Source organism: Enterococcus sp. DIV1067f (genome assembly GCF_050543505.1).
Lineage (GTDB): Bacteria > Bacillota > Bacilli > Lactobacillales > Enterococcaceae > Enterococcus_D > Enterococcus_D entomosocium.
Window position 1 is genome coordinate 3,322,958 of record NZ_CP172940.1, and the last position, 21,519, is coordinate 3,344,476.

At 46.3% G+C, this 21,519-nt stretch carries 19 protein-coding genes and 1 riboswitch; of the genes, 2 read left to right on the forward strand and 17 right to left on the reverse strand.

Going from position 1 to position 21,519, the window contains the following annotated elements:
* Window positions 1–115 precede the first annotated feature (115 nt).
* Complete coding sequence (locus tag IGJ42_RS15460) at window positions 116–1,045, reverse strand: phosphate/phosphite/phosphonate ABC transporter substrate-binding protein (RefSeq protein WP_086372412.1); 930 nt, start codon at window positions 1,043–1,045, stop codon at window positions 116–118.
* Between the two features lie 196 nt (window positions 1,046–1,241).
* Between IGJ42_RS15460 and IGJ42_RS15465 the strand changes: the two genes are divergently transcribed.
* The gene (locus IGJ42_RS15465) at window positions 1,242–1,913 is read left to right on the forward strand and encodes a cyclic nucleotide-binding domain-containing protein (protein WP_005233292.1); all 672 of its coding nucleotides are present in this window, start codon (window positions 1,242–1,244) and stop codon (window positions 1,911–1,913) included.
* Between the two features lie 187 nt (window positions 1,914–2,100).
* Here IGJ42_RS15465 and IGJ42_RS15470 read toward each other — a convergent pair whose 3' ends face one another.
* The 7 genes from IGJ42_RS15470 to IGJ42_RS15500 form a co-directional block, all read right to left on the reverse strand.
* Complete coding sequence (locus tag IGJ42_RS15470) at window positions 2,101–3,972, reverse strand: beta-glucoside-specific PTS transporter subunit IIABC (protein ID WP_086372413.1); 1,872 nt, start codon at window positions 3,970–3,972, stop codon at window positions 2,101–2,103.
* Window positions 3,973–4,109: 137 nt separating this feature from the next.
* On the reverse strand, window positions 4,110–4,952 hold the full coding sequence (licT, locus tag IGJ42_RS15475; RefSeq protein ID WP_005233287.1) for a BglG family transcription antiterminator LicT: 843 nt from the start codon (window positions 4,950–4,952) through the stop codon (window positions 4,110–4,112).
* 278 nt (window positions 4,953–5,230) lie between these two features.
* A complete protein-coding gene (gene rarD, locus IGJ42_RS15480) occupies window positions 5,231–6,136 on the reverse strand; it encodes an EamA family transporter RarD (protein ID WP_008380213.1) in 906 nt (301 codons plus the stop codon).
* Between the two features lie 156 nt (window positions 6,137–6,292).
* Window positions 6,293–7,729: an MDR family MFS transporter gene (locus IGJ42_RS15485; RefSeq protein WP_228100784.1), complete on the reverse strand. Its 1,437-nt coding sequence runs from the start codon at window positions 7,727–7,729 to the stop codon at window positions 6,293–6,295.
* Window positions 7,726–8,166 carry a MarR family winged helix-turn-helix transcriptional regulator gene (locus IGJ42_RS15490; protein WP_005230651.1) on the reverse strand — a complete coding sequence of 147 codons (441 nt, stop codon included), beginning with the start codon at window positions 8,164–8,166 and terminating at the stop codon, window positions 7,726–7,728. Before IGJ42_RS15490 ends, IGJ42_RS15485 begins: the two co-directional genes overlap by 4 nt.
* 150 nt (window positions 8,167–8,316) lie before the next feature.
* A complete protein-coding gene (locus IGJ42_RS15495; RefSeq protein WP_005230648.1) occupies window positions 8,317–9,303 on the reverse strand; it encodes a tRNA dihydrouridine synthase in 987 nt (328 codons plus the stop codon).
* A gap of 147 nt (window positions 9,304–9,450) precedes the next feature.
* Complete coding sequence (locus IGJ42_RS15500) at window positions 9,451–10,011, reverse strand: TIGR00730 family Rossman fold protein (protein ID WP_429946851.1); 561 nt, start codon at window positions 10,009–10,011, stop codon at window positions 9,451–9,453.
* An 86-nt stretch (window positions 10,012–10,097) separates the two neighbouring features.
* Between IGJ42_RS15500 and IGJ42_RS15505 the strand changes: the two genes are divergently transcribed.
* Window positions 10,098–10,439 carry a MazG nucleotide pyrophosphohydrolase domain-containing protein gene (locus IGJ42_RS15505; protein WP_034872892.1) on the forward strand — a complete coding sequence of 114 codons (342 nt, stop codon included), beginning with the start codon at window positions 10,098–10,100 and terminating at the stop codon, window positions 10,437–10,439.
* 150 nt (window positions 10,440–10,589) lie between these two features.
* On the opposite strand, the gene IGJ42_RS15510 is transcribed toward IGJ42_RS15505, so the two are convergent.
* From IGJ42_RS15510 to IGJ42_RS15550, 9 genes are all read right to left on the reverse strand, one after another.
* Window positions 10,590–11,603, reverse strand: a complete 1,014-nt coding sequence (locus IGJ42_RS15510; RefSeq protein ID WP_429946853.1) for an ABC transporter substrate-binding protein — start codon at window positions 11,601–11,603, stop codon at window positions 10,590–10,592.
* Window positions 11,596–12,378 (reverse strand): ABC transporter ATP-binding protein, encoded by a 783-nt coding sequence (locus tag IGJ42_RS15515; protein ID WP_429946854.1) that lies wholly within the window; start codon window positions 12,376–12,378, stop codon window positions 11,596–11,598. Before IGJ42_RS15515 ends, IGJ42_RS15510 begins: the two co-directional genes overlap by 8 nt.
* A 4-nt stretch (window positions 12,379–12,382) precedes the next feature.
* Window positions 12,383–13,456, reverse strand: coding sequence for a FecCD family ABC transporter permease (locus IGJ42_RS15520; protein ID WP_429946855.1), 1,074 nt, complete (start codon window positions 13,454–13,456; stop codon window positions 12,383–12,385).
* A gap of 469 nt (window positions 13,457–13,925) precedes the next feature.
* Window positions 13,926–14,399 carry a 6,7-dimethyl-8-ribityllumazine synthase gene (ribH, locus tag IGJ42_RS15525; protein ID WP_005233264.1) on the reverse strand — a complete coding sequence of 158 codons (474 nt, stop codon included), beginning with the start codon at window positions 14,397–14,399 and terminating at the stop codon, window positions 13,926–13,928.
* 21 nt (window positions 14,400–14,420) lie between these two features.
* Complete coding sequence (gene ribB, locus IGJ42_RS15530; RefSeq protein ID WP_429946856.1) at window positions 14,421–15,632, reverse strand: 3,4-dihydroxy-2-butanone-4-phosphate synthase; 1,212 nt, start codon at window positions 15,630–15,632, stop codon at window positions 14,421–14,423.
* Window positions 15,610–16,197 carry a riboflavin synthase gene (locus IGJ42_RS15535; RefSeq protein ID WP_005233260.1) on the reverse strand — a complete coding sequence of 196 codons (588 nt, stop codon included), beginning with the start codon at window positions 16,195–16,197 and terminating at the stop codon, window positions 15,610–15,612. Before IGJ42_RS15535 ends, ribB begins: the two co-directional genes overlap by 23 nt.
* The gene (gene ribD / locus IGJ42_RS15540) at window positions 16,182–17,258 is read right to left on the reverse strand and encodes a bifunctional diaminohydroxyphosphoribosylaminopyrimidine deaminase/5-amino-6-(5-phosphoribosylamino)uracil reductase RibD (RefSeq protein WP_429946857.1); all 1,077 of its coding nucleotides are present in this window, start codon (window positions 17,256–17,258) and stop codon (window positions 16,182–16,184) included. The genes IGJ42_RS15535 and ribD overlap by 16 nt, the downstream gene beginning before the upstream one ends.
* Before the next feature lie 111 nt (window positions 17,259–17,369).
* A riboswitch (FMN riboswitch) is annotated at window positions 17,370–17,508 on the reverse strand.
* Between the two features lie 194 nt (window positions 17,509–17,702).
* Window positions 17,703–20,351 carry an HAD-IC family P-type ATPase gene (locus IGJ42_RS15545; protein WP_429946858.1) on the reverse strand — a complete coding sequence of 883 codons (2,649 nt, stop codon included), beginning with the start codon at window positions 20,349–20,351 and terminating at the stop codon, window positions 17,703–17,705.
* 344 nt (window positions 20,352–20,695) lie between these two features.
* A complete protein-coding gene (locus tag IGJ42_RS15550) occupies window positions 20,696–21,331 on the reverse strand; it encodes an NAD(P)H-binding protein (RefSeq protein WP_005233250.1) in 636 nt (211 codons plus the stop codon).
* Window positions 21,332–21,519 lie beyond the last annotated feature (188 nt).

A 21,519-nucleotide genomic window follows, 5' to 3' on the forward strand; every position in this document is an offset into this window, starting at 1 on the left:
GGTCACGGTCTATCTCACTAAAAAATGCACTGATACTGCGTATTCCACCTATTCCCCTAGTAAATCGCTGCACATCTCCGTGTCCCGTTATCCTTCTACCGCAATCCCTGATTTTTTACTCTGCTGCTCGTTTAGTATAGTCGCGAATGGTATCGTAAGCAGAATCAGCTGCTTCTTCATACCCTTGGTGTCCCCACAAGCTCATTGCTTCGGCGCCTTCTTCATCGTCTGCCATATTCAAGAACACTTCTTTGATCTGCTCTTTTAGTTCAGCATCCATCGTCGGTTGAACGGCAATGGCGTCATTCGGGATGTCCCCTTCGGTTAAGTAAAGAACTTTTAGATCTTCGAATAAATCGTTATCTGGGAAGCTTGACGCAAAGACATTCCGTGCCCCTTGAAACACAAAGGCGGCATCCATCTGACCATTCAAGACTGCAGTGATCTCACTTGGAATATCGTTCACCGTCGTTAATGTAGCATCCGTCGTTGGATCAACTCCTGCATCTTTCAACTCGGCAACTGGGTAAATATAGCCGCTGGCAGAGTTCGGACTCAATGTAGCGATTTTTTTCCCTTTTAAGTCCGTCAATTCTGTCATATCGCTATCCGCACGTACCAAGATCTCCCCTTTGAAGGTATTGGTTTTTTCGCCTTCTAATGGCAAGCCGGTCTCTGGATCATAGGCACCTAATTGAGAAGTCAAAATCGCTTCTGCTGCATCCATATCTTTGGCTTGAACATAAGCGGCTGGCGGCATGATCCCTAAATCAACTTGTCCAGAAGCCATCGCTTCTACGATCGTCGAATAATCCGTTGCTAACGTTACTTCTACTTCACGGTCTAATTTTTTTGATAAATACTCAGCAAACGGTTTTGCTTTGGCTTGCATCGAGCCGTCATTATTGGTCGGTACGAATTGTACCACCAGCTTTTCTTTTTCGGCTGCGGCACTGCTGTCGCTGCTGCTCCCATTCCCACAGCCGGTCAATGCTGCAACTAACGCAATTCCTAACATCCCTTTAACAATTCGTTTCAATGGCATTTTTTCTCCTCCTAATGGTTTGAAGCTTTCTTACATTCAAATCATACCAAGTATCCCTTCAAAATGAAGTGACACATGTCCTATTTTACCTTATTTTTACATACAATTTACATTAGTTTTTATTTATCGTTCGTGTTGAGTCAAAAGGGGAACTAAGCTATACTTAAAGAAAACCATTCAGGAGTGGCTGATTCCCATGAAAAAAATCGATGATACCGCACGCCTCAGTAATTACATTGACACATACGATCTGCAATCTTATATGGACAATGATTTGTTAGCGATGGCCACTTTGCATTCCTTTGAAAAAGAAGAGCACCTGATTCGAACGGGCACGCCTTCTGAATACTTGTATTTTCTCGTGGAAGGAACCGTGATGGTCTATTCCTTCTCTTCGGATACCCAAACGATTTGTATTGATTACGCCAAGCCGGCTGCACCTTTAGGGGAAGCTTCCTCTTTATGGGAACTCTTGCCGAAAAGCAGTGTCAAAGCCGCTTCTGCTTGCGTCTGCGTCTGCATCCCTTTGAATCGCTACCGCAGCACCTTGCAACAAGACGTCCGCTTTTTGCAAACCATCTGTCAGTTGCTCAGTTCCCGCTTGAATTCGGGGATCAACTTAGCGAATTCATTGACGGAACCTGTAGAGACACGGTTGGCCAAATTTATTCTTGCGCATCAAGAAAACCAACACTTTTCCTTTCAGTTAACCACCTGTGCCGCAATCTTGAATGTCAGCTATCGCCACCTGCTGCGAACCTTTACCAGCTTTCGTGAAGACAAGCTGATCGAAAAACAAAAACAGGGCTATGCAATTCTCGATTTCCCCGCTTTAGAGTCGCTTGCCGAAAATTTAAGCCATGTATAAGGAGCAGCCCATAAGAATGTTCGGATTTTCCCTGAGTACGCGTTCCTGCTGTTGGTCTTGCCCTTAACTAGCGCTGTGACAAGCATTCTCCACCGAAGAAGGCAAGCGAGACCGGCAACTGCGCCTTATTTTCTTACAAAAAACCCGATCCTTGCTGATATTCAGTCGAGGATCGGGTTTCTTTTGCTTATTTTACGATGGCTAAGAAGTCTTCTCCTTGCAAGACATCGGTTTGATTCATATCCATCACATCTAAATATTGCGGCGTATTCGTCACAACGATTGGTGTAATCGTGGATAAGCCGGCAGCTTTGATCGTATCTAGATCAAACTTCACCAACAAATCACCGCGTTTGACTTGATCGTCTTGTTTAACAAAGACCTCAAAGCCTTTGCCATCTAGTTCCACGGTATCCATACCAATATGCATCAAGACTTCTGCTCCATCCGTAGTGGTCAAACCAACAGCATGGCCGGTAGGAAAGAGCGTCGTGATGGTGCCATCTGCCGGCGCATACAAAGCCCCGACGGTCGGTTCGATGGCGATGCCTTTTCCTAATGCACCAGAAGAAAAGACTTGGTCTTTGACTTCTGCTAAGGGAACCACTTTGCCTTCTAACGGACTACTGAGGATCACTCGTTCTTTAGACGAACTATCTGTGGGTGCTGCTGGCTCTTTTGCTGGTGCTGCACTGGCTTCGGTTGCTGGCTGATCTTCAAAACGTAAGAAGAAGGTCAAGACAAACGCGGCGCCAAAAGCGATAGCCGTTCCGATTGAAGCTGCGATCAGACCACTTAGATCTTTCGTATCTTGTGGGATAAAGGAAGGAAGACTTAGTAAGCTGACTAACCCAAAGGTATAGTTTTCGACTTGGCTGAAGCCGATGAAGGCTCCCCCGATGGCACCACTGATACACGCGGCGATAAATGGTTTTTTCAATGGCAAGGTTACCCCATACACCGTCGGTTCTGTGATCCCAAAAATTGAGGTGATCGTTGAAGAAAGGGCCAAGCCTTTCAATTTCACATTTTTTGTCATAAAGAACACTGCTAGCGCTGCACCACCTTGAGAAAGGACAGCTGGCAACAGCATTGGTACCATGGTATCGACACCGGTTTGACTGAGATTCAACATGATGATCGGCACAAAGCCCCAGTGCATGCCAAACATCACAAAGACTTGCCATAAACCACCCATAACAGCACCAGCGATCAGTGGGCTGAAGTGGTAAATGCTGTCGTAAGCACTACCTAACAAGTTTCCTAAAATCGTTCCTAGTGGACCGACGACAATAAAGGTCAATGGCGCCATGATCAAGAAGACCGCTAAAGGTACACAGATGATCTGTAAGAAGCTAGGAATGACTTTTTTAAAGAAACGCTCCACATAGCTTTGTAAAAAGACCGCTAAAATAATCGGAATGACTGAAGACGTATAAGCACTAGCACCAATAATGACCGGTAGGCCTAAGAAACTCAAGGTTTGTCCAGCCAAAGCGGTAATGTCTGGATGAACCAACGCCATCGCTAAGGAAACCGCTAGAAATTCATTGGTGCGAAACTTTTTCGCTGCAGTAAAAGCCAACATCACTGGTAAATAGGTAAACAACCCATCGGCAATCGCATACAATACGGTGTAGACCCCAGAATCAGCTGCTAACCAATTCAAGGTGACTGCCAGCGTCAAGAATCCTTTTAAGACCCCGGCACCTGCCATTGCGCCTAAAAACGGCGTGAAGATCGACGAAATAATATCCACCAGTTGATTCAACAGGTTGCCTTTGTCGCCTTTGCTGTCTGCTTCACCATCGAAGTTCGCTACTCCATTCAATTCACGGTAAACGTCGCTGACATGACTGCCGATCACCACTTGGTATTGTCCGCCGCTTTGAACGACTTGGATCACGTCGTCGTCTTGATTCAAGCGTGCCGTATCCGCTTTGTTCTCATCTTTTAATTTGAAACGCAAGCGGGTCGCACAATGCACCACGCTATTGACATTTTCTTTGCCGCCCACCGCATCGAGGACGCGAACGGCAATTTCTTTATTTGAACTCATTTTTTCAACACTCCTTTTTTAATAAAAAAACCCAGATTGAAAAAACGACCGTCCAACGAGTCTTTTCCTCGCTGACTGTTGTCTTTTCAATCTGGGTATTGCCTGCCTGACAGTAACAATCCGTTAATGATTGAATGTTAATTGGTTTGATCATTGACGACACGTTCGATATGGATCGTTAAGTAGATCATTTCTGATTCACCGATCGATTTGTCGTAGGTTTTGATCAAATATTCGTTGATCCGTTGAACCGTTTGAAACGCTTTAGGGTACTTCGATTGCACAAGGGCAAATAAAAATTCATCTTTTTCCCCCGAAAGTTCATCGCTTAAATAGCGCTGCGCAAAATACTGTAAATGCGTGGTGATCCGTTGATAGTTCAAGGAATCTGGGTTAAAGACTCGTCCATAAAAACGACTGATGATCGCCAATACGTCACGAACGATCTCTACCGCTTGCATCGTGGTTTCCATCGTACCATTTGCTTGTTCGCTATTGACGATATGAAAGGCGATAAAGCCAATTTCCGATTCCGGCAATGAAATCCCGAAGACTTTTTCAAAATAAGCAACGGCATCTGCTGCAACCGCATACTCTTTCGGATAAAATTTGCGGGTCTCAAACAACAATGGATTCGGCAGCTCAATGCCTTCACGTGCCCGAACTAGCGCATAATGGATATGATCGGTCAGTGTCAAATAAATATTTGGCGACAGCTCGATCCCCAATGACGCTTCTGCATCATCCACCACTTGCTTGACGGCTTCGACTTCTTCCACAGGAATGTCTGAAAACAATTGCTGAAACTGATTTGCGGTAAACGTATCCTTTAACACAAATTCTTTTTCGACAAAGGCTTCATCCACTGGATCGCCGACCTTCTTCTTAAACGCAATGCCACGACCCATATAGATCACTTCCTGACCGGCATCATTGGTCGAGATGACGACATTATTATTTAATATTTTCCCAATAACCATCGTTTTCCCTCACTCCAAAATAAAAAAACCTAGAATCTCCCCATTAGCGCGCTACGGTCAATTCTGGTTTTGCCTGCCGAACAGTAACAATCCTTGTAACTGAAAGAATAATAACACACCCCTGTGGCAGATGCAACCCTTTTCAATCAGAATTTCTGCAACGTGCTTTTCCTTTGTTATACCATTGAACAATTCTCCTTGCAACATCCTTCACTATCTAAATTGAGTTGTTTTTTAATAAAAAAAGGAATGGCTCAGCTGCAGCCATTCCTAATGTATCAGAGTTGCTTTCTTTGCTGTCCCATGCGCCGCTCTTTCATCGCCGTGCCTAACGTACCATAGGTGAAGACCGCGATCCCCAGCCAAATAAACGCAAAGGCGGAAAATTGGGCCAGTGAATAGGTTTCGTGAAACAAAAAGATGGCCAACAAAAGCATGATCGTCGGATTGACGTATTGAATAAATCCAAGCGTAATGTAAGAAACATTTTTCGCTGCTTCCGCAAACAGCAACAACGGAATAGCCGTCACGATCCCGGCACCCATCAATAAGAGATTGGTTTGCAAGGGATAATTCATAAAGCCGACGGTTGAAAACCCTAAAATATACACGAGCGCAAAGGGAAAAATCACCATCGTCTCGATCGTTAACCCAGTGACGGAACTAATAGGGATTCTTTTTTTGATCAAGCCATACGTACTAAAGGAAAAGGCCATGATCAGTGAGGCATAAGGAATCGTTCCTGTTTGGATCGATAATAAGATCACCCCGATACTTGCCAGCAGACACGCCAGCATGCCAGTACGACTAAGACGTTCTTTCAAAAAAACGGTTGCTAACAAGACATTGACTAGCGGATTGATATAATAGCCTAAGCTGGCTTGCATCACATGGCCCGCACTCACCGCAAAGATAAAGGTGAACCAGTTGATGGAGATCAGCACAGAAGCTAAAACGATCAGTCCAGCAAACACTTTGTTCTTCCACAGCAGACGCGCTTCTTGTAAAAATTGCTTTTTCTTCCCGGAAAGCAAAATAAACAGCACCATAAAAACAAAGGACCACACGATTCGGTAGCACATCGTTGCTAATGGCGAAACCCCAACGATTATTTTCCAATATAGTGTGACCAAGCCCCACAAGACATAGGCAGACAACCCAAAATAAACGCCTTTATTCTTCATTTTCTCCCTGATTTTTTTCCATGAAAACAAGTCTTTCCTGAAAAAAAATACTCCTCCTAAACCATAAGTTATCTTATTATATCGAATTTTTTGGTTTTTCATAGAGTTTCATGAAATAAATCAAGAAAAGCACCCTTCAAAGAAAGGTGCCCCTCTTTATTCCAGCGGTTCCTCCGCACCTTCCAGCCACACGGCTTCTGGTTTCTGATCACGAATCAAAAATAGCCCCGTTGCAAACAGCAGACCAGAAGCGATCGTCATCAATAAGAAAGAAACATTCATCCCGTGAAGCAGTGCACTCGTCCCCGTTAAGGTCGTGCTGTTTTGCGCCACACTATTCATGATCCCGACAAATAATGCTGTCCCGATAGCGCCTGCCACCGTCCGCAAAGAAGTCAATAATGCTGTTCCATGCGCCGTCAACTGCGGCGGAATATTTTTATTTCCCCACGTCACGAAGGGCATCAACAAACAGCCTGTGGCGGCACAGCGCAGCATGTTCAAGACCACTGCTACCCAAATACCCGTGTGTATATGGATGAAATACATGCCGATGTTGCTCAAGACCAGTGAGCCGCCGCCGAAAATCGTCAACAGACGGATGCCGACTTTGTCATAGATTCGTCCAGCCACCGGACTTAAAAAAGCCGAGACTAGGGAACCTGGCAAAACGACTAATCCTGAGATCGTCGCTGATTTGCCTAAAATCGACTGCACATAAAGCGGCATCAGCATCGCCGAACCCATCAAGACCAAGTAAAGCATGATACTGCCAAAGACACTGATGGCATACTCTTTTGTTTTTAAGACCCGCAGATCCAAAAATGGGGTTTCTGCTCTTAATTGACGGAAGACAAAGAAGATCCCTGCTATTAAACCGATCGCTAAGGTTCCTAAAACCGGCAAGCTGAAAAAGCCATAGCTGCCGATGTTTCCAAAGCCTAAAGTGATCCCACCAAAGGCGAAGGCACTCAAAACAAAAGAGGTCTGATCAAATTTGCTGTTGCTTACTGGCAACACATCATCAAAAACCTTTATGGCCCAAATCAATGAGATCAAAACAATCACGGCAACGATATAAAAAATCGCATGCCAGTTCAAGCGGTCCACGATCAGCCCAGCGATCGTCGGTGCGATCACAGGTGCCGCGGTGATTGAGAGTCCATACCAGCCCATCACGACACCGATGCGATTGATCGGATAAATCGATAAGAGGATCACTTGTGCCATCGCGGTCAAGATTCCATTGCCTACGGCCTGCAAAATACGAGCAAGCATCATGACTAGAAAATTGGGCGCTGTGGCACAAAGCAGCAAACCCACCAGAGCGATTCCTAATGCAGCGAGATAGAGCTTTTTGGTTGGCACACGATTCATAAGATATGCCGTCAAGGGCATAACGATCGCCATTGCCAAAGAATACCCGCTAGTCAGCCATTGGCCCGTAGTGACGGAAATCTGCAAGTCATTGACGATGGCGGGTAAAGCCGTCGTCAATGCGGTCGCCAACATGGATACGGCAATACATGTAATCATTAAATTAATAAAAATCAGCGTCCGCTGACGTTCCGTTCGTTGGACTGTTTCACTCAATCAACGTCCGCCTCCTTCTCAAGATAAAACTGTTCGATTTTTGCTAAGGCTTGACCAAAGGCTTGTTTTTCTTCTGCCGTCAAATAGGTCAGCATTTCTTGGTGCGCCTTGCTGCGTTTTTCTTTCATTCGCTGTGCCTCTTCCTTGCCTGCTTCTGTCAGCGAAATCAAATGACTGCGTTTATCTTTCGGATCGACTTCTTTTTGGATCAGCCCTTTTTCAGCCAGTTTCTTTAGTAGTTCGCCAGTGGATGTCGAACGAATCGCTAAATACGCGGCGAGATCTTTTTGGGTCAACGTGCCTTTTTCGTCCAATACCAGTAAGCAATTGAACTGCCCCCGTCCCGGCATAAAGCGTCCATACTTTTGTTCCGCATACCGCCGATTTAATTTATACACTTCAAACAATCGTTCCACGATTTCTTGTTCGGAAACCATCGATCTTCAGCTCCTTTCGCCTCTTCACTATTTAGATAGGTACCTAGTTAAAAGTCCGTTCTCCATTTTACATAGGTACCTATCTATTGTCAAGAAAGGATTGACATTGAGAGCGGGTACAGCAACCAAAAACGAAAAAAGCATTGAAACTTACGCTTCAATACTTTCCTCGTGGTTCTTTTTCTCCGCAAACTCTGCCAGCAGTTGCCGAACTTCATCCGTTGATTTGGTATTCATCAATTTTGCCCGCAAATCACTGGCTCCAGGGAAGCCTTTGACATAGATTTTAAAGAAACGATGCAATCCTGCGATCGAGCGTGGCACCATTTTGGCGTAATGATCCTGCAAGTCTAATTGCAGCTGTAGCAAGCCTAATAGCTCTTCTGAGGTATGCTCTTTCGGTTCTTTTTCAAAGGCATAGGGATTCTTGAAAATACCCCGACCGATCATGATTCCGTCTACGCCATATTTTTCTGCTAGCTCTAAACCTTTGGTACGATCAGGGATATCGCCGTTGATCGTCAGCTTCGTTTGTGGGGCGATTCGGTCCCGCAAGGCCACCACTTCAGGAATCAATTCCCAATGGGCATCGACCTTGCTCATTTCTTTGCGGGTTCGCAAATGGATCGAAAGGTTAGCGATATCTTGTTGCAGGACATGGGTCAACCAGGCTTCCATTTCCCCTAGTTCGGTATAGCCCAAACGCGTCTTGACGCTGACCGGCAAGCCGCCAGCTTTGGCTGCTTGGATCAGCTCAGCAGCAACTTCTGGTCGCAAGATCAAGCCGCTGCCTTTGCCTCGTCCGGCAACGTTTGGCACTGGACAGCCCATATTTAAGTCAATCCCTTTAAATCCCATCTCGGCTAATCCGATACTCATTTCACGGAAATACTCTGGCTTGTCACCCCAAATGTGCGCCACCATCGGTTGCTCATCTTCGGTGAAGACTAAACGTCCCCGCACACTGTCGCGTCCTTCTGGATGACAGTAACTATCGGAGTTGGTAAATTCCGTAAAGAAAACATCTGGTGCGCCGGCAGCTTGAACGACATGCCGAAAAACGACATCGGTGACATCTTCCATTGGTGCTAGAATAAAAAAAGGCTTCGGCAATTCAGCCCAAAAATTTGTTGTCATGATTTACGCTCCATTTCTTTGTCCAAGGATCTTATTTTATGACCCCCACTTGCAAAACAAACCCCATTATACTAAGAATGCGTCAAAGAAGCAAAAGAGCAAGACGACACCCGCCGGTGCTTCGCCTTGCTCTTTTGCAACAGACGCTTAATACTGCCGAATAACTGGCGGTTCGTAGGCTTGAATAAAAGCTTCCAGCTCCTGGGTTGTTTGCGCAAAGCCGATTTTTTCGCGATCGGCCTGCGTCAAGAACTCATTTTCCACCATATTGTCATACAAGGCTCTCGTTGCGTGGTAAAAGTTGTTCACATCATAAAAAGCACAAGGATTCGGGTTTTGACCGATTCTTGACCACGAGATCATCTCCGTGATTTCTTCCAGCGTACCCGGACCACCTGGCAGTGCGACAAACGCCTGCGACAATTCGAACATTTTTCGTTTTCTTTCTGACATCGTCTCGACGACATGGAGTTCGGTCAATCCAGGATGTGCTAGTTCCCGATCTTTTAAAAATGTTGGGATCACCCCGATCACCTGACCGCCATTTTCTAAGACAGCATCTGCCAATACGCCCATCAAGCCCGCTTTTCCGCCGCCATAAACCAGTGTATTTTGCCGTGAGGCGATCCACTGCCCCAATTCTTGGGCGGCTGTTGCAAAACTAGGTTCATTACCGACACTGGCACCACAATAGACTGCAATTTTCATAAAACTCTCCATCATCCTTCTCAATCATTTTGAAATAGTATATCATGATTCTGATAAAGGTTCTGGGAAAGGATGGAAAAAAATTTATGAACATTGAGGAGTATCAACGATTTATCAGTGACTTCTACAAAGCCCGCAATTGGTATCAGTACGATCCGTTTATTCGGGCGAATTTTTTAGCAGAGGAAGTCGGGGAAGTGAGCCGTGCCATTCGGACATTGGAAATCGGTCGTGACCGTCCCGATGAACAAGAAGGCTTGCCGGAAGAAAAACTGGCAAATCTGACGGAAGAATTGGGCGATGTACTGGATAACTTATTTATTCTCGCCGATAAATACGATATTTCTCTGGAAACAATCATGCAAAAACACAAAGAAAAGCTTTTGTCTCGCTATCAAATGAACCAAGAGACAGAAAAAAACAGCTAACGGGCGACTTGTTGCATAACGGGCAGCGGCAAAGGTTGCTTTTCCCAAATACAAAAAACCAACGTTTCTGTGGTCAATCGGCCAGTGAAACGTTGATTTTCTTCTATTATATAAAAAGTTGGTTCTCCTTTTTATGGGAATAGGAGGTGTTTATTGTGCCATTTGCTCTACCAGTTCTTCCAAACCAGTCAAGGCTTGGTAGCCGTAGCCAAAGAGATAATTGTAGTCCATGCTGTAGACTTGTTTGTTTTTGATGGCTTTCATGCTAGAGAGTTTGTCGTTTTTGTATAAGCCTTCAATGATTTCTTGACCGGAAACACTGCCTTCGATCGTTGACCAGTCGCCGACGATCAAGACATCGGGATCCGTTTCGATCAAGGTTTCGACACTGACTTCTCCTGAATAGTCTTGAAACACATTGTTCAGTTTGATCATATCAAAGTTGCTATTGAAAAAAGACTCGTCCTGAGCGGCATAGACACTGACCACACTTGGATCAGACATAAAGAGATGGGCAAAGGTTTGCTCTTCTTTGTCTGCTACTTTTTCTTCCAAGGCACTCTGACGATCCTTTAATTCTTTTTCAAAAGCAGCGGCTGCCTCAGGGACATTGAAGAGCTTACCAAGGTTTTCAATGTCTTGATAAACAGAATCAAACGTCGCCCCAGTGACAGAGGTTTCTTGGACGTAAGTCGGAATGCCCATCTCGTTCAAGGAATCAACGGTGCCGACGCCCCAATCTTGATTATCGAAAAGTCCCCCGCGGCCAAAAATCAAATCTGGATCCACACTTAAGGCTGTTTCTTTACTGATATAGTCGCTGCCCAGGTCGTTGAGTTCTGCATAATCAGCAGCAACTTCCTCATCGGCGGCACCAAAGGTTGCACCGACACCCGCAATCTGATCCTTGAGGCCGAGATGCAGCAGCAATTCCGCTGCTGGTCGTGTGTTGGCTACGACTTTTTTTGGTGCCTCATCAAAGGTTTGATCCTTGGCGGTCCATTGCGTGCCGCCTTCTGCTTTGGTGTAGTTGCTGATGGTTAAGGGATACGTACTTTCTGCCTGTGAGGAAGAAGCCGAAGTTCCTTCATCCTTCGTATTGCCGCAAGCGCTTAATGTAAAGACTGCCAATCCTACCCCAATCATTTTTCCCCATTTATTCATCTGTTTGCTCCTTTTCAAAATAATAATGAAACCCTAATCCGCCTGTGATCGGATGATGGTAAATACTGCATTTCACGCCATAGACCTCTTCGATCAGGTCTTCTGTCAGCAGCGTTTCTGGTTCGCCATAACCTATGACCCGCCCATCTTTTAAGGCATAGATAATGTCGCAATAATTGGCAGCTTGTTCCAAATTATGCAGCGCCGCCAACAAGCCAATTTTCAGATGCTTGACGGTCTCTAAGATTTCCAGCTGGTAACGGATATCCAAATGATTGGTCGGCTCATCGAGAATCATAAATTTCGGTTCTTGGGTGATGGCACGAGCAAGGACGACCCGCTGTTTTTCGCCTCCTGATAATGAGAGGTAGCTGCGTTTTCTGTAGGCACTTAGCCCTGTTTTGGCTAAGGCTTCGGTGACCAGCTCATGATCGGCTTTGGTGTCTTGTTCCAACAACCCCTTGTGGGGCGTGCGGCCTAAAAGCACCATCTGTTCTACTGTTAAATCAAAGCTCAACTCATTGAACTGACTGACGACGCTGACTTGCTGGGCGACTTTTTTTTCAGAACTTTTCAAAATATTCATCTCACCCAAATAAATGTCGCCGCTGTCAGGTTTCAACGTTTTGTAGATGGCTTTTAACAACGTGGACTTACCACTGCCATTAGAACCAATCAAGCCGACAAATTGCCCCTGTGCGGTTTGGACGGAGATGTCTTTTAGAATCTGCTGATCCCCGATCGTCAGATTGAGCTTTTCAACTGCCAATTTCATCTCGTCACCCCCCAAAGTTGTATTGTCGTTTGACAATGATATAGATAAAGATCGGTGCGCCAATCAGCGCTGTAATGATCCCGATCGGCAGTTCGACTCCTTGCAGGGTCGAGCGGGCGATCACATCCGCCCAAATCAAAAACAACGCGCCTGTCAAAGCGGTCAAAGGCATCAACAGGCGATGATCCGAGCCGCTGACTCCACGTACGATATGAGGAATGATCAAGCCGACAAAGCCGATCATCCCAGAATTCGCCACGATGATACTAGTTAATAGCGCTGCTAGCAGCATGTAAAAACGCCGATAGAAGGTCAGCTTGACCCCTAAGGTGGAGGCAACTTCATCCCCCAGCAAAAGCGTATTCAAAACACGGTATTGCGTCAGGAAGAAGAGCGTGATCAAAGAAACCAGAACCACGATAAAGCCCAATTTGTTCCAAGAAGCCGAGGCTAGGCTGCCCATCGACCAAAATGCTACGGTCTTCATCCCTTCTGCATTGCTAGCCAGATAGATGATCAAGTTTGAAACAGAGCTGCATAAGGCACTGACGATCGTCCCCGACAGCACAAGTTTTGTGGAAGTCATTTTCCCACCAATACTGGCAAGCAGCAGCACCAAAATGGTGGCAATCCCCGCTCCTGCAAAGGCACCAAACGATAAGCCCAGCTGGAAGACTAGCGCCGAGCCGCCAAAACCGACTAAGATGGCGAAGGTCGCCCCTAGGGATGCGCCAGAAGAGATTCCTAGGATATAGGGATCTGCCAGCGGATTTTGGACCACTGCCTGCATCACCGCCCCACTGATCGCTAACCCCATACCCACAAAAATAGAGAGCAAGACCCGCGGTGCCCGAACAAACCAGACGATATTGATGTTTGCGTCTGAAATACCTGAAAGATCACCAACCAATCCATGGCTGATTTTATAGAAGAGAATTTGGTAAACTTCGCCAAGGGTGATATTGGCTTGTCCGTTTGCCAAAGCAACTCCTGCAGATAAGAGAATGGCGACAACTAAAACACAGCAAATGATTGTCGAAACCATCCAACGATTTGATTTAATCAACCCTACCGACATGTGATTCTCCTTTATTCAGCACGAACCCTCCTGATTTCACAGCAAAAACAACCTTGACCGTTGCCTCGCCGCCATCGTAAAAGGAGCATCTGTGCGTTTTTTCGCTTATAACAGTTCTTCTCATGAAAAGCGCCAAAGCCATATGCTGCTTTGACATCTATTTGCAAATGAGAATCACTCTCAATGAATAGAGTCATTATAAGGAACCTTTTGTGAAATGTAAATAATTTTCTGAAAATTTCCTTAAATAAGAGTTATTCTAATGTTCGTAATTGATTGGGCGTTTTTCTCTTCATTGACCTATCGAAAACACGGTATCCGTGAAGAAGCAAATTCTTCGGCAAAATAATCCAGTTTTTTTAATGATGAAAAAAGACAGACTTCATTTTGTACGAAGTCTGTCTCCAGTCTAATGCCTATGCTTAGGCAGGCTTTTTCTTGCTAGCTTCCCTTTGTTCGAACGTGAAACCTATGCGTTGCCAAGGATTTGCTGATTCAACGAAATCATCTCCAAAAGACCTTGAGCGGCTTCACTGCCTTTATTGCCGGCTTTGGTTCCCGCTCGTTCAACGGCTTGTTCAATCGTTTCAGTCGTCAATACACCAAACATGATCGGAATGTCGGCATTCAGACCAATTTGGGCTACGCCTTTCGCCACTTCATTTGAGATCAATTCATAGTGGGTCGTTGCTCCGCGAATCAAGGCACCTAATGTCACGATCCCATCGTATTGTTTGTGGTCAACGATTTTTTTGGTAATATACGGAATCTCATAAGCACCTGGTACCCAATACACATCGATGTTTTCTGCTTTGACTCCATGACGCACCAAATTGTCTTTGGCGCCTTCCACTAACTTGGAAGTGATAAACTCGTTGAATCGTGAAACCACGATCCCTACTTTGACTGCCTCTCCCTGAAACGTTCCTTCAAATACTGTCATCGCTCATTCTCCTTTGGTTGATTAAATAGATAGGTAATGGTGAAACTTTTCTTTCTTCGTTTTCAAATAGCTGCTGTTTTCTTTATGCACAGGCATCTCCAGCGGTACCCGTGCTACTACCTTGATCCCTAAGCTTTCTAATTCCTTCACTTTGTCAGGGTTGTTGGTCATCAGTTGAATCTCCTGCACTTCTAAGGAACGTAAAACATCGGCAGCAAACGTGTAATGACGAGCATCTGCTGCAAAACCCAATGCAATATTTGCTTCATACGTATCCAATCCTTGTTCCTGCAACTGGTAGGCACGGAGCTTGTTCCGCAAGCCAATACCGCGGCCTTCTTGGCGTAGATACAAAATCGCACCACGGCCTTTTGCTTCGATCTGCCGCATAGCTTCTTGCAGCTGTTCGCCACAATCACAGCGATGAGAGCCGAAGACATCGCCTGTTAAACACTCTGAATGGATCCGTAGTAACAGCGGCTCGGTAGTATGTTGAATCTCGCCTTTGGCTAGTAAAAGGTGTTCATTGCCGAATTCATCTTCAAATAAGGTCAATTGGAACGCCCCATAAGCCGTTGGCAGATCCACCGTGATAGGTGCAGTTCCTCGTAGATATTCCGCCAACTCATCAATGGTCAAAAACGGCAGCTGCCATTTTTCTGCTAATTTTTTCAATTCTGGGACCCGAGCCATCGTGCCATCTTCATTTAAAATCTCACAAATGTAGGCTGCTTCCACGCTGCCAGCAAGCTTCGCTAAATCCACAGCCGCTTCTGTATGTCCTCTGCGTTCCAACACGCCGCCAGGTTGAGCGGTCAATGGGAAGATATGTCCAGGGCGATAAAAATCCGCAGCCTGTGACGCAGGATCAGCCAACTTTTCAATCGTCACTGCCCGGTCTTTCGCAGAAATTCCCGTACTCGTCATCACGTGATCGACACTGATGGTAAACGCGGTACCAAAGGCATCCGTATTATTGGCGGTCATCGCAGGCAATGCCAGCTTTTCAGCGATCGCTTGTGAGAGGGGTGCACAGATCAAGCCGCGGCCATAAGTCGCCATAAAATTGACGGCTTCTGGCGTTGCGTATTCAGCAATCCCAATCAAATCTCCTTCTGATTCCCGATTTTCATCATCGGCGACAATCACTAAGCCGCCTTTTTTTAACCATTCCACTGCTTGTTCTACTTTATGCATCGTCTGCCTTCTTTCATTTTCGTTGGTATTTGACATATTTCCCAATCATATCCGTCTCGATATTGACCCACTCCCCTTGTTTCAACTGCCCCAGCGTCGTCTGGTCTTTGGAATGGGGGATCAAGCTAACGGAAAAGGCCTGTGCCGTCGTCTGGGTGACCGTCAAACTGACGCCATTGATCGCAATCGACCCTTGCGGAATGATTTCCCCTTGCACACTGACAGGATAAGCAAACGTCAAGATCAAGGCATTTTCCAACTGCTTTTTCTGGATCAAACGGGTCGTTACATCAATGTGGCCTGCGACAAAGTGGCCTTCAAAACGCTGCGTCGCTGCCATCGCTCGCTCCAAATTGACTTCGGCACCCACCGAGAGTTGTTTAAAGGTCGTTCGTTGAAAGGTTTCCGGCATGATATCCACCGTAAACGTCATCGCTTGTTTGGCGATCGCCGTCAAACACGTACCGTTGATCGCCATGCTGTCTCCGATCTGGTAATCCGCCAGCAAGCCTTCCGACGCACTGCAGGTTAGCTGGATCGTGCGGCTTTGCTTGCGGATCTCTTTGATGCGGCCTTTTTCCTGAATCAATCCTGTGAACATTCCTCTTGTCTCCTTCCTCGGATGCAAACATCTTCCCCAACTGCTGTCACCGTCACCTCTGTTAGCTGCTGCAGCTGTTTCGGGGTACGTTCACTGGTAAAACTTGCGAGACTATTGCCCCCAAGAAACTTTGGCGCCACATAGGTAATGCTTTCTTGCCACAGTCCGCTGGCTAAAAAGGCATCATGGATCGCAGCGCCTCCCTCCACGTAAAGCGATTGGACCTGTCGTGTGGCAAGCTCCTTCAACAATGCAGCGATCGTCAACTCTTCCAGCTGGATCACTGAGACATGCGCTGGCAAATCACTGACAGCTGCCTGCTGCGTAAAAATCCACACAGGTGCCGAATCGTCGGCAAACAGTGCCAATTGGGGTTGCGACAGCGTTCGTCCCCGACGGTCTACCACGATGCGAATCGGCGGAAAGCTGGTTTCAATCGTGGTCAATAAGGTGGGATCATCCGTCAACACCGTCTGACTGCCCACTAAGATCCCTTGGTAGTCCCCACGTTCTTGATGAACGTTTTGCCAAACCGCTGAACCAGTGATCGCACTGCGGGTCTGCGCATCATGAGCGATCCGACCATCTAAAGTGATCGCTTGCTTCAATGCCACGTAAGGTAGCTGATGCTGATGGTAAAAATTATAGTGTGGATTCAAACGGCGCACTTCTGTTTCTTCGATACCCACCAACACGTCGATGCCCTGATTTTCTAAAAAGCGCTTGCCTTGTCCAGCCACGATCGGGTTAGGGTCTAACTGGCCGACGACTACTTTTTTGATGCCGCTGTCGATGATCAGCTGGGTGCAAGGCGGCTGTTTTCCTTGATGGTTGCAAGGTTCTAACGTCACGTATAAAGTCGAATTGATTAGGTCTTCGGAGGAATGGCATTGTTCGATGGCGTTTCGTTCCGCATGGGGCTGCCCATAGACTAAGTGAGCCCCTTTGGCAATGACCCGTTGCTCTTTGACGATCACAGCGCCCACTAGCGGATTGGTAAAGGTTTGGTAACGCCCTTTTTTGGCTTCTGCGATCGCCAAACGCATGTATTCGTTATGCATCTTCCTTCCTCCTTTCAATAAAAAAATGCCTCGTGAGAATCTCACGAGGCATAGACAAACAAGACCGGCAAAAATCAATTTTAGACGCACTGCGCCCCTTGAAATTTTGTGGTTTTTCTTCTCCCATCCAGACTTTCACTGTCGGTGCCAGATTCACACTGGCTCCACCGCATAGCTATGCGGGTCACGGACTTCAAGCATTGCACTTGTCACCGTCGGTCGGGAATTACACCCTGCCCCGAAGAATACTATTCAATTCATGTGCATTTTAGCCTGACCATTTTTGTTTGTCAATAGGCCTGATTACAAGCCAATAGGAATTCCTCTTGGTTTTTTCTTTTGGCAACCCCAAAACAACGACAGCAGAAATCCCTTGTCGTTCCGCCATTTTCCTAAGCTGCAGCAAGGCGATTTTGCCTGAAAAAAAATACAAGAAAACCTAGGTTAAATATTTTTTCTTGAGCGAAGCCATTTATCGAACTCCGTCACGAGTAAGACGACCATCCCGGAAGCTGCTGAGATGACCCAGCCGATCAAGGACATGTCCTCCGTATGAAAGGCGCTTTGCATAAATGGAACATAGGTCAATAACAGTTGCAGAACCAGCATCACACCAATGATCACGAACGCTTTTGGATTGGTGAAGGAAGCTTTAGAAAACGCTGGTGCACTGGTACGGATGTTGAACAAATAAAAAATCTTACTTAAGACCACGATATTGACCATCATGGTACTAGCAACGGCTTCGCTGACGCCTTGCAGCAAGAGCCAGTCATGAGCGATCAAACTGATGACTGCCATCAAGATCGATACATACGCCATCTGCCAAATATCGTGGCGATTCAACAATTTATTGCCTGTCTTTCGCGGTTTGCGGCTCATGATCCCAGACTCTGCTGGTTCAAAGATAAACGCAAACTGGATCGTAATAGCAGAAACCATGTTGATCCACAGCAGTTGTGTCGCCTGCAACGGCAATTCTTTTTGCATCATGATCGTAAAGGCAATGATCAGCCCTTCGGCAAAAGATGTCGGCAACAGAAACAGAATGCTCTTTTTGATGTTGTCATAGATCCTCCGTCCTTCGCGAATCGCTAAGGACATGGTACCGAAATTGTCATCAGTCAAGATCATATCAGCAGAATCTTTGGCTACATCCGTGCCGCTGATCCCCATCGCTACACCGATATCCGCCCGCTTCAACGCAGGGGCATCGTTAACACCGTCCCCTGTCATCGCCGTGACTTTGCCTTTGGCTTGTAGCGCTTTGATAATGTCCAATTTATTTTTCGGTGTGGTTCGTGCAAAGACTTGATTCGTCAAGGCAGCATCTTGAAATTCGGCTTCACTCATCTGATCCAACTCGGCACCAGTCACGACGTGAATCTCATCCGCTAAGCCAAGCTTTTCCCCAATCGCTTTGGCGGTCAGAGGGTGATCCCCAGTGATCATTTTCACTTGAACACCGGCTTGGTTCATTTCCTTCAGGGAGGCAATCACTTCTTCTCGCGGCGGATCGATGATCCCGGCGATCCCTAGTAACTGCAGCCCTTGCTCAAAAATCGTTTCATCAATGTGATCAATCGAAACTTTCTGATAGCCCACCGCTACCACTCGTTTGCCTTCTGCCGACAAGCGGCGGACATGGCCTGTCCAATAGGCTTCATCAAAAGGTGCCGCTTGTTTTTGCACCATTTCAAACAATTTATCTGGGGAGCCTTTAACAAATAACAAGCGTTCCCCCGCAGGGTTTGCCACTAGTTTCGCCATGTAGCGGTTGTCCGAATCAAAGGGTAGCATATCCAGTTCTTGGTAAGCGGGTGCTTGCGGATAGGCAAATTGCTTATGATACAGCGTCAAAAAGGAGCCGTCTGTTGGTTCCCCATTGATCGTCCAGTGATTTCCTTCTGGCACCAATACCGTATCGTTGGCTTCGTAGCCAGCTTCCAAAAACAACTGCAAGATGTCTTGCGTGCGAACGTCCTCCTGCTTTGGACGAATCACGCCCACCGGCGCATAGCCGTCACCCGTCACTTCGTATTCCTGCTCAGCCAATACGATGTCTTTAACTGTCATTTCATTTTTGGTCAGGGTACCGGTCTTATCCGTCGCGATCACATCCACTGAGCCTAGCGTTTCAACCGCTGGCAGTGTTTTGATGATGGTGTGCTTGTTTTTTGCCATATCACTGACACCCATCGCCAAAACCACCGAGGTCGTTGCGGGCAATCCTTCTGGGATCGAACCGACGATCATGGTGACGACGGCTAAGGACAAGACAGAGATCGCATAGGTTTGCTGGAACAAACTGACGATAAACAGCAAGACTGCCACGCCCATGATCACATAGGTGATGCCTTTCCCCAGTCCATCGATCTCTTTCATTAACGGCGTTTTTCGTTCTTCTGTTTGGTTGACTTCTGTGGAGATTTTCCCGATCTCAGTCGTGGCGCCGGTAGCGATCACGATCCCTTTCCCGCTTCCTGACGTCACGGAAGTTGAAGCAAACGCCAAATTCCGTTGTTCTGCTAATGGGGTTGCTTCATCCACTAAGGCATCTGTTATTTTTTCCACCGAATCGGCTTCACCAGTCAAGGCGGATTCTTGGATACGCAAGTTATCGGCTTCGATGATCCGCAGATCCGCAGGCACATTGTCGCCGGCTTCTAAGAATACGACATCCCCCGGAACGACTTCGGCAGCTGGAATATCTTGACGAATCCCATTCCGATAGACCGTGGCTTCTGCTGATAGCATCTCTTTGATCCGCTCTAACGCATCGGAAGCATTGGCTTCTTGGTAATAACCGATCAACGCATTGACCAGTACGACGATGCCAATAATCACGGCATCAGAGAAATGCCCCATCAGCAGCGTTAAGATGGCGGAGAAAATCAAAATGTAGATGATCGTGTTATGGAATTGTCGCAGCAGCAAACGCCACTTGGCGGTTTTTTTGACCGCTAATTGATTCAATCCGTAGGTTTCTAACCGCTCGGTTACTTGCGCCTCAGTCAATCCCTGATCGATAGAGGGCACCTGATACTGTTCGATTGTTTCTGACACTGATAATTGAAACTCTTTTTTATTCATTTATTCTTCTTCCTTTTCTTTTTTCATTGATGGATAACGCAAATAAGCCCCTTATTTAGAAACTACTCCTAAATAACGCGCTGTTGTTGGTCTCCTATTCAATTAAAAAGTAAGGCAAGTCAAAATAGTGTTTCTGCTCACCGTCACTCGAGTCGCTTGACATTCGTTTACCACCCCCTCTAAAGTTAGCAATAAGCGTAACAAACTATTTTTCCAAAGTCAAGAGTCATCGCTTTCATAGCAATGAAGGGGCATCTCAAAGTTTTACGAAAAAAAGCCGCACGACAACGATTCGCTGCCGTGCAGTTCCTTCAGTACATTCTCTTCAAGCCCAAAGGCACGCCTTAAAGCTGATCCAGTGCCTCGCTGATCGGTGTTTCTCCTGCTTGGACTTTGATGACTTTTTGATAAGTTGCTGGACGTTCCAGCATTTCACCTAACAATACGGCGACATCCTCGATGGGGATCGCACCAGAGGTCGTTTCACTGATCTCGATCAAACTAGATCCTGGTGTTTCTTTCAACGCACCCGGCTGCAAAATCGTATAGTCTAGTGAGGTATTGTCGATCAGCCAGCGATCAGAGAAAAATTTGGCGATCGTGTAATCCATCAATGACGCCATGCCTTCCCTTTGCCACTGTTCAGGTTCTAAGGCATAGGCTGAGCTAAGGTGGATGTAGCGCTTGATTCCTTTTGATTCAGCGGCTTGCATCACTTTGACCGCACCATACAGATCAGATTGCAGCAAGTCTTTGCCTCGGGAACCCGCCACGAAGTATACCGCTTCCGCATCTGCGAATTTGGCCGCCATCTCTTCCGGTTCCGTGTGTAAATCAAAGAACACGGGCTTGATATTCTCCGTTTCTGTGATTTTCTCACTGCTGCGCGCACCAGCATAAACGATGTGTCCTTGTTTTTCTAGAAAGGCGATCAATTTTTGGCCCACCCGTCCGGTAGCACCAACGACAAAAATTTTCATTTTCTTTACTCCTCTCGATTCTTTTTCCAACTCTTTCTAGTATCATCGTAGGACAAAAACCTAGATCCAACAACTATTCTGTTTCTAAAGGAAGGAGAAAAAGGCACAGCACAAACCAATTCTTGCTATTTTTCCCCATAGAAACCCATGTTTTTAAAAAAACACCCAAAAAAATGAAAAAATTTTCT